This is a genomic window from Pseudoalteromonas sp. AWH4_217, assembly GCF_056161105.1.
Map to the genome: position 1 here is coordinate 150,220 of NZ_JBSWYM010000013.1, position 16,728 is coordinate 166,947.

Annotated in this window: 3 protein-coding genes (1 of these 3 only partly in view); all 3 read right to left on the minus strand. The window is 53.2% G+C overall.

Annotated elements, in window-relative coordinates:
• On the minus strand, positions 1-10,497 hold the 5' portion of the coding sequence (locus ACXAH1_RS16810; protein ID WP_475198256.1) for an amino acid adenylation domain-containing protein. Its footprint begins 2,514 nt before the window's first position; only the first 10,497 of its 13,011 coding nucleotides appear in the window; the start codon lies at positions 10,495-10,497; the stop codon falls past the left edge of the window.
• A 116-nt stretch (positions 10,498-10,613) separates the two neighbouring features.
• The gene (locus ACXAH1_RS16815; protein ID WP_475198257.1) at positions 10,614-12,287 is read right to left on the minus strand and encodes a cyclic peptide export ABC transporter; all 1,674 of its coding nucleotides are present in this window, start codon (positions 12,285-12,287) and stop codon (positions 10,614-10,616) included.
• 111 nt (positions 12,288-12,398) lie between these two features.
• The gene (locus tag ACXAH1_RS16820; protein WP_475198288.1) at positions 12,399-16,679 is read right to left on the minus strand and encodes a non-ribosomal peptide synthetase; all 4,281 of its coding nucleotides are present in this window, start codon (positions 16,677-16,679) and stop codon (positions 12,399-12,401) included.
• Positions 16,680-16,728: the final 49 nt, after the last annotated feature.

The window sequence follows — 16,728 nt, forward strand, 5'->3', positions numbered from 1 at the left end:
AATACGCTGCGCCTGCGCCTCACCCAGCGTGACATGTACGGTCTCAATGCCCGAGCCGTCATTCAGTACATCGGTCAGGCCATAAGGCAAGGTGGGTTCGCTGACATCCCCCAGCATCTGGGTAAAGAAGGCTTCGGTGTCCAGGCTCGCGGTGCGCGCCAGGGTGCGACCGACAAATTCCCGATAAGGCACCGGCTCGCCCAGACTGGCTTCATTGCCATTCAGCAGCGCCGTTAATTCATGGACCAGAATCTCCAGCGACACGTGATCTGAGATCAGGTGGTGCTCGCACAACAGCGCATAATGCTTGCCCTGCGCGGCGTCTTCACACACGCTCAGCTGTAAAAGCGGCGCGTTTTCCAGCTCAATCCACAGCGGCTGCTCAGCCACATGCGCGCTAAATGCGCTCCAGACATCCGCTTCCCCGCTAAAGTCCAGCTCAGTCACGGGCAGCTCCACCTCACGCTGTACCACCTGAAGTGCAGTGGTACGGTTACGCCATAAAATCGCGGTGCGCAGCACATCGTGACGGGCAATCAGGGTGTTCAGTGCCCACTTAAAGCGCTCGAGCGACTCGCGGCTGTCGAACTCAAAGGTGGTGCTGGTGACATACGGGTCCTGCCCTTCACTCATGGTGTGTACAAACAGCACGCCTTCTTGCAGCGGTGCCAGCGGGTAGATGTCCTGAATATTAGCCATGCCACCAGGAATGGTCGCCGCAATATCGGTGAGTTGTTGTTCATCCAGCTCAGTGAGCGTCACCATCTCCGGGGTGATTTTGCTACAGTCCGCCGGAATTAAATTGGCGGGCACACAACTTGATTCCTCATTCCCAAGTGCCCGAACCTGGCGTGCCATGTCCTGTAGCGTGTGTGCCCTGAACAGGGCCTGCACGTCGGCCTGATACTGACGTGCGCGCAACTGACTGACCAGCTGCATAATCAGTAACGAGTGGCCACCCAGCGCGAAGAAATTAGCGTGGACACTCACCTCAGCGACGTCGAGCGACAACAGTGAGGCGACAATCTCTACCACCATTTTTTCGGCGTCGGTTTGCGGTGCCTGATAAGGCTGCTCCACCGTTTTCACAGGCAGGGCCAGCAACGCTCGCTTGTCCAGTTTGCCATTGGCGGTCAGCGGCCACTGGTCCACAAAACTGTAGGCCGAGGGCACCATGTAATCCGGCAGGTTGCCGCTCAGGTGCTGTTGCAGTGCATCAATTAAGTCGTTGGCCTGCTCGCTCTTGGCCTTCACAAAAGCGCGCAGTACCTTGCCGCCTCTGTTCGTACCATCAAGAGCGCCAGATTCGGCCAGTACCGCCGCCGACTCGACCAGCTCATGGCTCATCAGCTGAGTTTCAATCTCACCCAGTTCGACCCGGAAACCACGGATTTTGACCTGATCGTCGCTGCGCCCGACAAACTCAATTTCGCCATCTGCGCCCATGCGCACTAAGTCGCCGGTTTTGTATAAACGGGCGCTCAGCGCAGGATTGGCCGGGTCAAAATAGGGGTTATCAATAAATCGCTCGGCGGTGAGTGCCGGTTGATGCAGATAACCGCTGGCCAGACACTGACCACTGACATACAACTCACCAACCACCCCCGGCGGGCACAAGGTCAGCTGCTCGCTGAGCACCAGGGTCGCGGTATTCACGTTGGCACGGCCAATGGGCACTGCTCGAGGCGCATCGTAGCCACCGCTGATGGCATAGCCCGATGCGGTGACCGTGGTCTCGGTCGGACCATAGGTATTGAGCAGCACAAAGCCCGGTTTAAGCGACGCCACCGATTGTTTATCCAGCGCTTCACCGCCGACAATCACCAGTCGCAGTGCCAGCGCTTCAAGCTCCGCTTCACTCAGCGCCAGCATATGCCAGAACGCCGTTGGCAGACTGGCCACACTGATAGCATGGCTGTCGCAGAAGGTGATAAAGGCCTCGCGGCTCAGCGACACCTCTTCATCACGCAGCACCAGAGTGGCGCCCTGAGTTAACGTTGCCAGCCACTCTTCAACAAAAATATCGAAGTTCATGGTAGAGAATTGCAACACGTTGTCGGCTTCGGTGATTTCATAGCGCTGCTCACAGTTAGCGGCAAAATTGATGAGGTTGTGATGGCTTATCATCACACCCTTGGGATTACCGGTTGAGCCCGAGGTATACATCACATAGGCCAGGCTCTCCGGGCTTAGCGCCACATCCGGGTTGCAGATTGGGTAGCCTGCGAACTGGCTGGCATCATCCAGCAGCACTGGTGTGACGTTAAAATCGCTTAGCATGGCAGCCACTTTTTGCTGGGTCAGCACTACAGACAGACCGGTGTCTTCGACCATATAGGCCAGACGCTCCTGCGGATAATCCGGGTCCAGCGGCACATAGGCGCCGCCGGCTTTTAGAATGCCCAGCACGGCCACCATCATTTCCAGCGAGCGACCCACACACAGGCCAACCAAAGTATCCGGGCCCACCTGATGCTCGGCCCGTAAATAGTGTGCCAGCTGGTTAGCGCGCTCGTTGAGTAAATGGTAGGTCAGGATGTCATCGTCATAGCTGACGGCCACTCTGTCCATGGTTTTCGCGGCCTGCTGCTCAAACAGCTGATGTACCGAAGCTTGTGGTAAATCCACAACCGGCCCCAGCTGTGCACTCAGTAATGCCTGGCGCTGCTCGGCAGAATAGGCTGTCCACTGAGCCGGTGATTCTTCTGATTCGCGCATGACATGGTGTAATAAGTTGTCGATGGCGGTATTCATCAGATCTGCCACCAGCGCCAACGGCACACGCGTATCAGCCTGGAAATCGAGGGTGAACGCATCACCAAAATCATTGACCGACAGATCCAGCGGATAGTTACTGCGCTCACGCACTGCTGCAATGTCGTACAGGCTGCTTTGTTGCTCATCAAGGTTTTCAGAGTGACGGAAGTTCAGCGTGGTGCTGAACAGCGGCGAACTGGCATCCACTTGCGAATGACGCTGCGCCTCGGCAAGTGCCACCTGCTCATAGGGGATCAATCCCTGCAGCTGCTCGTGCACCTGAGTCAGCAAAGTTCTGGCATCTACACCCGCCAGCTGGACACGCACCGGCAAGGTATTGATCAACATACCTAGCATACGTTCAACGCCCGCCTCTCCGCTCATACGCCCGGAGAGAACAGTACCAAAGACCACATCCTGCATATTACAGCAGTGGCTCAGCACCTGTGCCCAGGCGGCATGGAACAGTACTGCCGGGCCCATTTGTAATTGGCGCGACAACTGACGAATTCGTTCATTCAGCTCAGGGGCCAGCGCATAGCTAAGCTCCTGCGAATTCGACCCGTCCCCCAGCGTATCAGCCAGGCCAAAAGGTAAGGTTGGCGTATCAACATCACCCAGACGGGCCGAGAAAAATGCCGCGCTGTCGAGGGTTTTAGCAATGTGTTGTGATTTGGCAACAAACTCGCGATACGGCACCTGAGGTGGCAAGCTTTCCTGCTCACCCGCCACACATATGGCGAGTTCTTCCAGAATCAATTCAACCGACACATGGTCGGTGATCAGGTGATGATGCTTAAACAAAGCATGGACTTTGCCACTGGCCTCGTCCCGAACAACCTGCATGCGTACCAAAGGTGCCTGCTCGACATCAATTTTATGATTGCCGTGTTCAACAAAGTCATTAAAAGCCACCAGCACATCTTGCTCGGCACCAAAGTCCAGCCACTCAACCAGACTGCCTACCTCGCGCTGAACCACCTGAACCGCTTTGTCCCGACCGCGCCAGAGGATCACGCTACGCAAGATATCATGGCGCGCGACAACCTGCTCCAGCGCCGTAACAAAGCGCTCAAACTTGGTGTCATCAGCAAAGGTCAGTGCCGCAGAAATCACATAGGGGTCAAACTCTTGTTGCAAAGAATGCGCAAACAAAATGCCTTCCTGCAGTGGTGCCAGCGGATAGATATCCTGAAGGTTTTGCACACCGCCGGGGATCTGCGCACAGACTGAATCAATCTCGCTTTGGCTCAGAGAGATCAGTGGCAGCATCTGTGGCGTAATAACCGTGGTATCAGCCGTTATCCCATTCGCGGGCACTTGCCAGCTCAGCTCTTCTTCCAGCTTACTCACTGTGCTGGCCATTTCAGCCAGTGTCTGGGCCTTAAAGATAGCTGCCGCTTCTGCCGTAAACCCGGCCTGTTTAAGCCGGGCATGGATCTTCATCACCAGCAGTGAGTGTCCGCCCAGTTCAAAGAAGTTCGCCGTGCGGCTGATGTTGCTCGCTTCAATACCGAGCAGCTGCGACCAGATGTCGCTGAGCAGAATTTCCGTGTCTGTTTCAGGCGCTTCGTACAGGCCCTGCCCTGCGGCCATATCTGGTTCTGGCAGCGCGCGTTTATCAATTTTGCCATTGGCATTGAGTGGCCATTGCGTCATTGCTACAAACGCTCCCGGAACCATGTAGGCCGGTAAACTATCGCCCAGTGCCTCACTTAACCAGTGACTCAGTGTCTGGCCCTCTGGCACCTGAGTTGCAGGCTCAACATAGGCCACTATCATGGCATTATTGCTGAGGTCTTTACGAGCAATCACTAAGGCCTGCTCAACCTGCCCCAGCGAATTAAGTGCGTGTTCAATCTCTCCTAACTCGACGCGAAATCCGCGGATCTTAATCTGGTCGTCTACCCGACCAACGTACACAATCTGGCCCTGCTCGTCGTAGCGTACCAGGTCGCCGGATCGATAAAGATACTGAGACTGTCCCGGTAAATTCACAAAGGGATTATCAATAAAACGCTCAGTATTGAGTTCAGGGCGATTCAGGTATCCCAGAGCTAATCCGGCTCCCCCCAGATAAAGCTCACCGACAGCGCCCACCGGCAACAACTGCTGCTGTGCAGACAGAATATAGCAACGATCACCGCAAACCCCGGTGCCAATCGGCAGCACGCCACGGGCAATATCGTCAGTATTGACCACATACCAGGTGGAAAAGGTAGTATTCTCTGTGGGTCCATATACATGAACAAACTGACAGTTTGGGTTACTGGCCAGCGCTTTTTCCCAGCTGTTCAGACGCGCGGATTCACCACCGGACAACACGCAACGCAATGAATTCTGAGTTACCCCGGTGCGGCTCCACTCATCAAACAGCCCGGTGGTCAGGAACATGGCTGTGATCTGCTGTTCGCGGATCACCTCGTCCAGACGTGTTACCGTCATATATTCATCGGGGAACAGCACACAACGACCGCCATTGAGCAAGGGTCCCCAGATCTCTATGGTTGCTGCATCAAAGGCGATATTGGCACATTGCAAAAACGCCGTGTCACTCCCCAGCTCAATAAAGTCAGGACTATCTACCAGACGTACCACCGCACGATGCGGCGTCATGACCCCTTTAGGGTTTCCGGTTGAGCCCGAAGTATAAATCACATACGCCAGAGACTGCGGTGACTGCGCGTCATTGCAGAGCGGATTATCCGTACCGTACTTAGCAAACCGGCTGTTGTGGCTATCCACGGACACTAACTCTGCACCACTGAACGAGAGCCGTTCGCAAAGCGCTTGTTCAGTCAATATCACCTGCGCACCGCTATCCGCCAGCATATACTCAAGCCGGGACTGGGGGTAATTGGGCTCTAATGGCAAGTAGGCACCGCCGGCTTTCAAAATGGCCAACGTCGCCACCACCAATTGAATGGAGCGGCCAATGAACAGGCCCACTAAAGTGCCATTAGTCACGTTATGTTGCTCACGTAAGTAATGTGCCAGCTGGTTAGCCTGCGCGTTGAGCTCGCCATAACAGAGTGTCTGCTCATTGAGTTGCAGTGCAATGGCATCCGGCGTTTTTGCGGCTTGCGCTTCAAACACCTGTTGGATCTGCATATCACTGCGATACCAGGGCTCATCCGCCTGCCACTGCACCAGCTGATGTTGCTGTGCCTGCTCGGGCAGTACGCTGTAAGCAGCGGTTTGCTCCGGTGTCTCTTCTAATGCTGTCACCAGATTTGTCAGCGCATTGGTCAGATAAGCCGCTATCTGCTTTGCATCAACCTGTTGGTCAATCTGATACTCCAGCGAGAAGCCTTGCCCTAAATCATTTACCGACACGCCAAACGGATAATTGGTACGCTCTTTGGCGCTCAGTAAAGTCCAGGCAACATTGCTGTCGTGCAGTGTAGTTATATCATCCTGCGCGGCAGAATGTCGGTAGTTCAGCATGGCACTGAACAGGGTTGCGCCGCTGGCCAGGCCACTGTATTTTTGTGCTTCGGCCAGCGATACCTGCTCGTAAGGCAACAAGGCTTTAAGACTCTGATCGACCCGCTTAAGCTGAGTCAGCACAGGAGCCTCATCCAGTGAAACACGCAATGGTAGGGTGTTGATCATCATTCCCATCATGGTCTCAATGCCCGCCATGCCATTCATCCGGCCAGACATCACACTGCCAAATACCACCTCCTGCGACCCACAACAGGCGGCTATCACCTGCGCCCAGGCCAGATGAAACAGGGCTGCCGGACTCAGTCTTTCACGCCGTGCCAGGGTGCGGATTGCGTCACTCAACTCAATCGATAATGTGTCATGGTGATCAACGATAGTCTCACCACTGCCTGTCACCTCACTCAGACCAAAAGGCAGTGTGGGGGTTTCTATATCGCCCAATTGCGCCGAGAAGAATCCGGCTACGTCAAGCCCTCGATTGTGTTCAAGCGTATGCGCGATAAAGGCACGATAAGGTAAGGGCGTGGGCAATGCCGAACCGGGTTTATCACATAGCTGTTGTAACTGGGATACCAGGATATCCAGTGAAACGTGATCCGTTGTGAGGTGATGGAAAGTCAATAATGCGTAGCACTTGCCCTCGTCACAGGCTTCTGTAACAGCCAACTTGATAAGTGGTGCCAGTTCAAGGTCCAGAGTGTGCTGATGCTCAGCCACATAGGCTTCAAATGCGGCTTTGATCGGTTGCTCAGTATCAAATACCAGATGCGACACGCTCAGCTTTGCTTCGCGCATCACCACCTGCACAGCAGTTTCGCGCTCGCGCCACATCACCGCTGTGCGCAGCACATCGTGGGTTGTCAGCATACGTTGCAGCGCCTGCTGGAAGTTCGCAAGCTGTTCAGATCCGGCAAACTCAAACGCCGCTGTGGTAACATACGGGTCAGCCTGGGTGTTTAAGGTATGCACGAATAACACGCCTTCCTGAAGGGGTGCCAGTGGGTATATATCGGCAATATTGCGGTGTGCACCGGGTATTTTTGCGGCAATCTCATCGATTTCATGCTGGCTCAACTCAACCAGATCCAGCATCTCAGGCGTCACATAGCCACAATCAGCCGGGATGCCATTTGCCGGCACTTCAAACGTGCTGCCATCTTTACCCTGCCTGTCCAGCAGTTCTGCCATTTCCCGCAACGACGCGGTGGCAAACAGATCGTGAACCCGCGCCTGCCAGCCCAGACTTTGCAGCTGACTGGCCAGTTGCATCAGCAACAGGGAATGGCCGCCCAGCTGGAAGAAGTTGGCAGTCGCGCTTACATCATCGACTTTGAGTAACTCAGACCATAAGGCCGCCAACGTAATTTCGGTATCCGTTTGTGGTGCAAGATATTCCCCCTGCAGCGCAATGGTTGTACACGCCAGCAGGGCTTTCTTATCAATTTTACCGTTCGGGGTCAGTGGCCACTGAGTCAGCAATGTAAAATGCCCCGGCACCATGTGTGCTGGCAGCCCCTGCTCTAGCTCTCGTTGCAGAGCAAAGACAAACTCAGCCTGCTCCGACTCTGCCACCGGCTGCTCCGGGATCACACAGGCCAGTAACTGATTGGTGCCACCCTGGCGCTTTGCCAGCACCACACATGAGTGCACGGCCGAGAGTTTATTCAGGCCGTGCTCAATTTCTCCCAGCTCGACGCGGAACCCGCGCACTTTAACCTGATCGTCAGCACGCCCGACAAACTCCAGCTCACCATCCGGCAAATAACGAACCAGATCGCCACTGCGATACAGACGCGCTCCGGTCTGCGGGTTTTGCTGATAAAAGGGATTAGCGACAAACTTCTCTTCGCTTAATTCAGGGCGATTCAGATAGCCTTGCGCCAATCCGGCACCACCGATATACAACTCACCAATAGAGCCAACCGGCAGCATTTTTTGATATTCATCCAGGACAAACAAAGACACATTATCGAGCGCCTTACCGATGCGAACCGCATTACCCGGCATCAATTGACATACAGTGGCACACACCGATGCCTCAGACGGACCGTAGGCATTATAAAAACCATAACGTGAGGACCATAAGTCCATCAGTTCTTGCTCGCAGGCCTCACCCGCCACAATCAGACATTGCAATGCATAGTCTTCGCGATATTCCATGGTCGCCAAAAACGCCGGAGGCAAGGTCACATGAGTGATCTGCTGCTGGACAAATAAATCGGCCACTTTGGCCGGTTCAAGACGTGCTTCATCGCTGCTGATCACCAGAGTTGCGCCGTTCAGCAGCGCCATCACCCAGTCCCAGGTGCCTGCATCAAAGCTGATTGACGCGTAATGTAATACCCGGCTTTGTGGCGTGATGGCAAACCGGGCTTGCTGATTCTGCGCCAGATTGACAATACCACGGTGGGTACACATCACGCCCTTAGGTTTGCCCGTCGACCCCGACGTATAAATCAGGTATGCCAGCTCATCGCTGTGTTGCTGTATCTCTGTGCTGAGGTTGTCCAGGCCACACTGAGCCCATTGTCCAGTCTGGGTGTCCAGCGAAATCACTTTGTCAGCGGCAAATGCCAGCGACTCACGACACCGCTCATTGGTCAGGATCACACTGACTGCGGAGTCTTCCATCATGTAAGCAAGGCGCTCTACCGGGTAATTGGGATCCAGGGGCACGTAAACACCACCCGCTTTTAGAGTCGCCAGGATGGCTATCATCATTTCGATGGAGCGATTGATGCACACGCCAACATAGCTGCCCGGCATAACCCCTTGTTGCGCTAAATAGTGCGCCAGTTGATTGGCCCGTTCATTCAGTGCCTGGTAGCTCAGGGACGTCTCACCAAACACCAGGGCGCAGTGTTTAGGCGTGGCAGCAACTTGCTGCTCAAACACTTGCTGTATCGTTAACTGAGAGGCATAGTCAACCTGATTGCCATTCCAGTCGAACAGCTGCTGTTCAACTTCCTGCTCAGTGGCTAACGTGTAATCACCAATCAGCATGGTTGGGTTGGTTACCACATCGGCAATCATGGTCGTCAGACGACTGACATGGCCATCAATCTCATCCTCGTTGAAGAAGTTTCGGTCAAAGTTAAACTCAACATGGACGTTATTAATATTATCATGGCTGCGCACATAAATAGACAAAGGGTATGAGCTAAAGCCACTGTTCAGTACCGCCTTGTAACTGGACACTTCGCCAAACTGGGTATCGGAAGGGTGATCTTCCACTGACAGCTGAATATCGAACAACTGGCCCTCACCCTCATTCATCGGCCGAAGGTCGCGGATCATTTCATGCAGCGGATACTTTTGATATTTGTAGCTGCGTTTGAGCTCGGCAGCCACGGCTTTAAAGGTGTCAGCAAAGCTATCGGTACGAGAAAAGGCCACGCCAACGGGGATCACCGACGCCATCATACCTATAGTCTGACGTAATTTAGCCGAGCTGCGGTTGTGGACGGGCATTCCGATGTGGACCAGATCACGCTTATCATTCATCTGCGAAAAATACACCGCGACCAGGGTGGTGAAAAAGTGTGTTGCCGAGCAGCCATAACGCGCGGCAACCGCACCGATTTGATTGTACTGCTGCTGGGTAAATTCGTATTCGCGACGGGCAAATGGCTGGTCATCAAACTGATTGGTTTTCTTCAGCAGCAGCGGATCGGGTAAGGCCTTAAACTTTTCCTGCCAGAAAGCCCGGTCTTTTTCGAACCGGCTACTCTGCCGATAGGCCTGGTCTTTTTCAATAAACTCGCTGTACGACGGGCGTTCTGGCACTTCTTTAATGAAATGCCCCTGTGCATCCATCGCCAGATACGTTTCACTGAGGTACTCAAGGAACAGACTGCCCGCGATGCCATCCACTATCAGGTGGTGGAACACCATACACATGGCACTCTCCTGCTCGGAGATTTTTAACCAGTGGATACGCCATAAACAAGGGCCATAAATATCAAAGGGGGTAGACATCTGAGTCTGGCAATAGTCTGCTGCACGCTGATGCGCATCCGTATAGCCACTGAGGTCAATACACTTCCAGTCCAGTTCCAGATCATCATTGATGATTTGCCAGGGTTGGGTGTCTTCCAGTACCAGGTTGATACGATAAGCATCTGTGTGCGCCACGACGTGATCCAGTGCATGCTTAAAGCGTATCGGGTCCAGTGCCCCTGTTAATACAAACCGACCCCCAACGTTGTACAGTGGGGATTCACTCTTGAATACTTGCTCCATCCAGACTGGTTGCTGAGATGATGTCAGGGGGTAACGTCTATTATTCATTCTTGGTCTATCCATACTCACTGGCCCCGATGCGCGGAGACCTTGATAATACACTGGCCTTAAGGCATCACCGTAAGGCACAAAACGTGGCGGGCCAAAAGCCCGCTATCTGGCTTTCAGGCCAGCGCTACAGGCTGTTCAGCAACAGGGTCTGCAGATGCAAATGACGTGGTTACGTCTTCCATCTGACCGGCTTCAAATTTGAGAATGCGGTCAGACAGTGAGAAGTAATGTTCGTCGTGACTGATCACGAATACGGTCTTACCCAAAGACTTAAGCTCAGGTAAGAGTTCGCGATAAAAGAAGTTTCTGAAATACGGGTCCTGATCGGCTGCCCATTCGTCAAAGATATAAAGCGGTGTGTCTTCCATGTATGACAACAACAGTCCCAGACGTTTTTTCTGACCCTGAGAAAGCTCAGTGGTCGATAAAATGCCCTTTTCTACCGTGACTTTCTGATCCAGTTTCAGCTTGCTCAGATACTGACGAATTTTGTTGTCATCGGCCAACATGCCGTTGGCATCGATCACTTGCTCAAACAGGTAGAAGTCAGAAAAGATGGTGCTAAAGTGGCAACGGTACCAATCCATTGCATGCGCGGCATCCCGACCATCAAGGCGGATACTGCCGCGAGTTGGGGTATACAAACCACATAACACTTTGGCGAAGGTAGATTTACCACAGCCATTGCCGCCAATCAGGAAAACGATTTCGCCACGCTGGATTTGCGTACTGATAGGCCCGATGGAGAAGTGGTAGTCGTCGCTGTCATCACGACGGTATTCATATTCGATGGCCTCAATGTCCAGAGTGTGCCAGTTATGCTCAGGGTGCAGTGTGTTGTCCAGCTGATCAGTCAAAATCTCTTCCGATAGTTGCAGCTTTTCTATTTTCTGGCTCGACACTATGCCCTCAGCAACCACAGAGTAGGTGTTGATCAACACCGTCAGTGGACCTATCACATAGACCAGCGTCAGCACAAAGCTCACCACCACCTCAGTGGCTATGCCGCTCAAAAACAGTTGTGACATAAAAACCACAGACCCCAGCGCCAGAAACAAGATCAGATTGGTCCAGTTGCTCAGAATGATAAATATAATGTGTGCTGAAATTGTCGACTTTTTAATTTCCTGAATATTTGGCGTCACCACCTCTTTGTAAAAGAAGCGCTTACGGTTGAAGTTAATATTCAGTTCTTTACCACCGTCAATCAGGGCACGAAAGTTCTTAAACAGGCTGTCATCCAGTTCCCGCACAGCCTGAAAGCGCTGAATGCCCAGGCTCATAAGCAGCTGGGCGACCAGCATAGCTAACAACAACACGCCACCGACAAACAAAAACAGCTGCCAGGACTGATAGCTCATATAAGCAAAACACAGCAATACCGTGGCCAGGTTATAGGCCACATGCGGTACGGCACTCAGGGTTGCGGTGAGTGATTCAATGTCTTTGGTCAAAGTTGCAAAAATACGATGCCCACCCACGCGCTCAATCTGCTCATAACTGGTCGACAGAACACGCTGAACCAGATTCTCGCGAATACTCACCATGATCTGAACGGATAACTTAGTCAGTATGTACTGAGAGATCACACTAAAGGTAAGAAACCCTGCCAGTGCGGCGAAAAAAATGCCCAGTGCTTTGAGTACGTCAGAGTCCGGGTTAGACACATTTTCTATCTCAGCATTGACCAGTGAGATGATGCCGATGCCGGAGAGCGCACTGACAACACTCAAAAGCGTGGCAAGTATGAGTAGTTTCTTATGAGATAAAACTAGCCGATATAACATAAAACAGCCTTGTAATGGTTACTAATTCTAAAATAGGTATTAGGCAGGCTGAAACTACTTTGCCCCAGCCTGCATGCTTGGGTCAGATAACCCGTTTTACTCTTTGTTGACTCAGGCCAGTAGCGCCATGAGCTTGTCTGCCAGGCCACTGACATAAGGACTTTTCACCATAGTGACATGCTTGCCTTCTGTGTGGATGGTCTCTACCTGTGTGCTGACATATGCCTGCAACTGGGTCTGTTTTTGCTGCCAGTATGTTGCTCCCAGCTCAGGAGTCACTATCATGCTTACGGTACCATTCAGGCTGGCTTCGGGCTGATAGCGTCTTGACCAGTCCACCTGCTGAAAATACACAGTGAACAGGCGCTGAGTCATACCCAGGCTGAGCCAGGACAACAACTGCTCTTCGCTGTCTTCAGGTTTAAGCGCTTTGGCATAGGACAGCATTAACTCCTGCTTTTCAGCTTCGCTGATCTCGAACTGGGCTTCATCATCGGTTGCCACTAAACACTCGCACAGTAGCAGCTGTGTTTTACATCCTAATGACTCCAGTTTCAGTGCAGTTGCAAATGCTACGGCTCCCCCTGAACTATGGCCCATCAGTACAGCCGGTTCTGCCTCTGCGCCACGCGCATTGCGCTCACTGACAATGGCATCTGCATAGCAACTGATAAGTTCATCCCAGCTGTCGATAACCGGGTCCTGCTCGCTCATGCCCACAGGCTCCAGGCTCATGATCTGCACCTGAGGTAACGCCCGTGCCAGGTCCATGTAGCCGCCGCTGGTCATGCCTGCTCCGGGCGCCAGATAAATCGTTACTGTCGGGTCAAAATCCAGTGACAACACGGGCCGAATTGCCTGCCATTGCTGGTCATTATGGTGAGCAATGCACTCGGCCATGGCGCTGAGTGTGGGTCGCTCAACCACTTTGTTGATAGCAATCCCGTGGGTTTTGAAAACTTGATCAATGTTTTGCACCAGCTTCATTACCAACAACGAGTGGCCACCCAGTGCAAAGAAGTTGGCGTCACGGCTGATCTGTTCGGCGGGCAGTTTAAGCACATCGGCCCACACCTGCGCGAGCATCACTTCAGCATCCCCTTTCGGTGCCTCATAACCACCTGCTAGGGCGGACAACTCTGGCGCAGGCAGCGCCTTGCGGTCAATTTTTCCGTTTGGCGTCTGTGGCCACTGACTAATATAGATAAAGCTATCGGGCACCATGTACTCGGCCAGTACCTCGCTAAGCTGTGCTCTGATTGCAGTCGTCAGTGCCTGCTCATCGTATTCCCCCAGCGGCTTCACATAAGCCACCAGGCGCTGACTGCCATGCTCATCCGTTAAGGCCATCACCAGCGCCGAGTCTACGTCGCTGTGCTCACCGATATAAAACTCAATTTCGCCCAGCTCGATACGCAAACCACGGATTTTCACCTGATGATCCAGCCGGCCCATATATTCAATATTGCCGTCTTCGCGATAGCGCACCAGGTCGCCGGTTTTGTACAACCGCTGGCTGCTGTTTGCTGCACTGGCATCGAAAAACGGGTTGGCGATAAAGCGCTCGTCAGTCAGTTCCGGGCGATTCAGATAGCCGCGGGCCAGGCCTTCACCGCCAATGTGTAACTCACCGCACGCCCCTTGCGGTAGCAGGTTCAGTGCTTCATCGAGGATCAGGAGCTGAATATTCTGAATGGGCTTACCTATCGGCACACTGTTGCCATACGGTTGTGCACAATCCCAGTAACTCACGTCGATGGCGGCTTCCGTCGGACCATACAGGTTATGTAACTGCGCAGTTGGTAAGCTGGCCTTAAACTGTTCGACATGACTTATTTGTAATGCCTCACCACTACAGAACACCTGTTTTATTGAGGTGCCGCGGCCCAGGTCACCCTGTTCCAGCATCACACCCAGCATCGAGGGCACAAAGTGCAGCTTAGTGACGCCGGTGGCCACAACTAACTCACTCAGATAGCCAGGATCTTTGTGTCCACCGGGCTTGGCAATCACCAGCTCGGCACCTTTAAGCATAGGCCAGACGAACTCCCACACTGATACATCAAAACTGTAAGGGGTTTTTTGCAGAATTTTATCTGAACTATCACAACCATATTCTTTGTCCATCCAGTCGATACGGTTATGCAGCGCCTGATGCTCAAGCAGTACACCTTTGGGTTTGCCCGTTGAGCCTGAGGTATAAATCATATAAGCCAGATGCTGCGACGTCAGGCCGATTTCATCGACGGCAATATTTCGCTCGTCATGGGCGTCATAATCAAACTCATCCAGCGCCACTACCTTTGCTTCGCCCAGTTCAACGCGATTAGCCACAGCGCGGGTGCTGAGCACCACATCGGCACAGGCATTCTCAACCAGATAATTAAGTCGGGCGGCGGGTAATTCAGGGTCCAGCGGCACATAAGCACCACCGGCTTTGAGAATGCCCCAGATGCCAATCACCATTTCGAAAGAGCGTTCAACACACAGTCCAACCAGTGAATCCGGACCAATGTTATGAGTGTTGCGTAAATAATGTGCCAGCTGATTGGCCTTACTGTTCAGCGCGGTATAGGTGAGGGTCTGCGCCTCGAAGCGTAGTGCAATATTCCCGGGGGTCGCTGCGACCTGTTGTTCAAACAGCTGATGCACACAGGCCTCACGCGCATAACTTTGCTCAGTGTCATTCCATTGCTCCAGATAACGATGTTGCTCGTCATCGGGCAACACCGTCAGCGCAGCAACCGGCTGGAGTGAGTGGCTTTGCAGCGCATCCAGTAACTGAGTCAGCGCGGTAACCAGATACGCATTGATACGCTGGCCATTCACCTTGTTGTCGATTTGCAGCGTAAGTGAAAAATCACTGCCCAAATCATCGACCGACATCACACACGGATAGTTAGTACGTTCTTTCACGCCCAATAATTTCAGATCAGCTGCTTCATCGGGCGCGCTCACATCGTGAGAATGACGATAATTAAGTACCGCGCTGAACAATGGCATATTGCCTTCAACGCCCGAAGCCTGCATGGCCTCAGAAAGCGGAGCTTGCTCATGGGGGAGCAGCGACTGCAGTGCCGCATGCACATCGAGCAAAGCCTCCTGTGCACTGCACCGGTCTAGTTTGACACGCACAGGTAAGGTATTAATCATCATGCCCAGCATGTTTGCCATTTCAGGACCGCCCTGCATTCGCCCTGATAACACAGTGCCAAACACCACATCCTGCTGACCCGAACAGGCGGCCACTACCCGCCCCCAGGCCAGATGAAATAACGCAGCCGGGCTCATTGCCTGGCTTTTGGCATAGTCTCTCACTTTACTGGCAAGCTCAGCCGGAATGCGCTGTTTAAACTCGTCAATTTGACCACCATCGCCGTTTACTTCACTCAGCCCAAACGGATAGGCCGGCTGGTCAAAGTCGCCTAATTGCGCTTTGAAATATTGCTGAGCGTCGTGATGCTGCTGGTCGTGTAGTACACGAGCGATAAAATGGCGATAGGGTGTCACAGCAGGCAAACTGGCTGCGCCTTCGCTTTCTATCCGAGCCAGCTCAGCAATCAGAATATCCAGCGAGACATGGTCAATCAGCAAGTGGTGTACTTTAAGCACAACATAAATTTGCCGGGATTGTTTATCCTCCATCGCCTGTAACTGCATCATAGGTGCCGATTCCAGCTCAAGGCGGTGTGCACCGTGTGCGACATAATTTTCGAACACCGCTTGCACATCCTGCCCGGCGTTCACCGGCAGCCATTGCGCCGCAATCTTCGCCTCACGCAGTACCACCTGGACGGGCTCTGTCCGGCCGCGCCACAAAATCGCGGTGCGCAATACATCATGACGGGCGATCAGCGCATTGAGCTGCGTCTCCAACAGCTGTAATAACGCTCGCTGAGAGAATGAAAACGCCATGGTTGTAACATAGGGGTCGCGACCATCACTGAGAGTATGCATCGCCAGGATCCCCTGCTGCAACGGCGCCAGAGGATAGATATCCTGAATGTTTATAGCACCACCCGGAATCTGCGCCGTTATCTCATTGATCTCGTCCTGCGTAAGGCTCACCAAATCCAGCAGTTCAGGCGTAATTTCAGTACACACAGGAGGGATCCTGTTTTGCGGCGCCACAAAGCCTTGTTCTGCATCTTCACTCAATTGAGTCGCCATCTGCGCCAGTGTGCTGCTGGTAAACAGGGCCTGACTATCAACCTGATACCCTCGCTCTTTGAGCGCAGCAATAAGCTGTATCATCAGCAACGAGTGACCACCCAGCGCAAAGAAATTAGCCGTTGTGCTGAGCTCTGCCGGGTCGCGTTCAAGCAATTCACCACACACGTCAACCACTACCTGTTCCGCCTCAGTAACGGGGGCCGTGTATGCTGCATCCACCTCTGTCAGTACGGGCTCTGGCAGCGCACGGCGGTCGATTTTTCCGTTG

What these genes read in the sequence shown, in the direction of transcription:
- ACXAH1_RS16815 (WP_475198257.1), bottom strand. Translation starts at nt 12,287, where the DNA reads ATGTTATATCGGCTAGTTTTATCTCATAAGAAACTACTCATACTTGCC.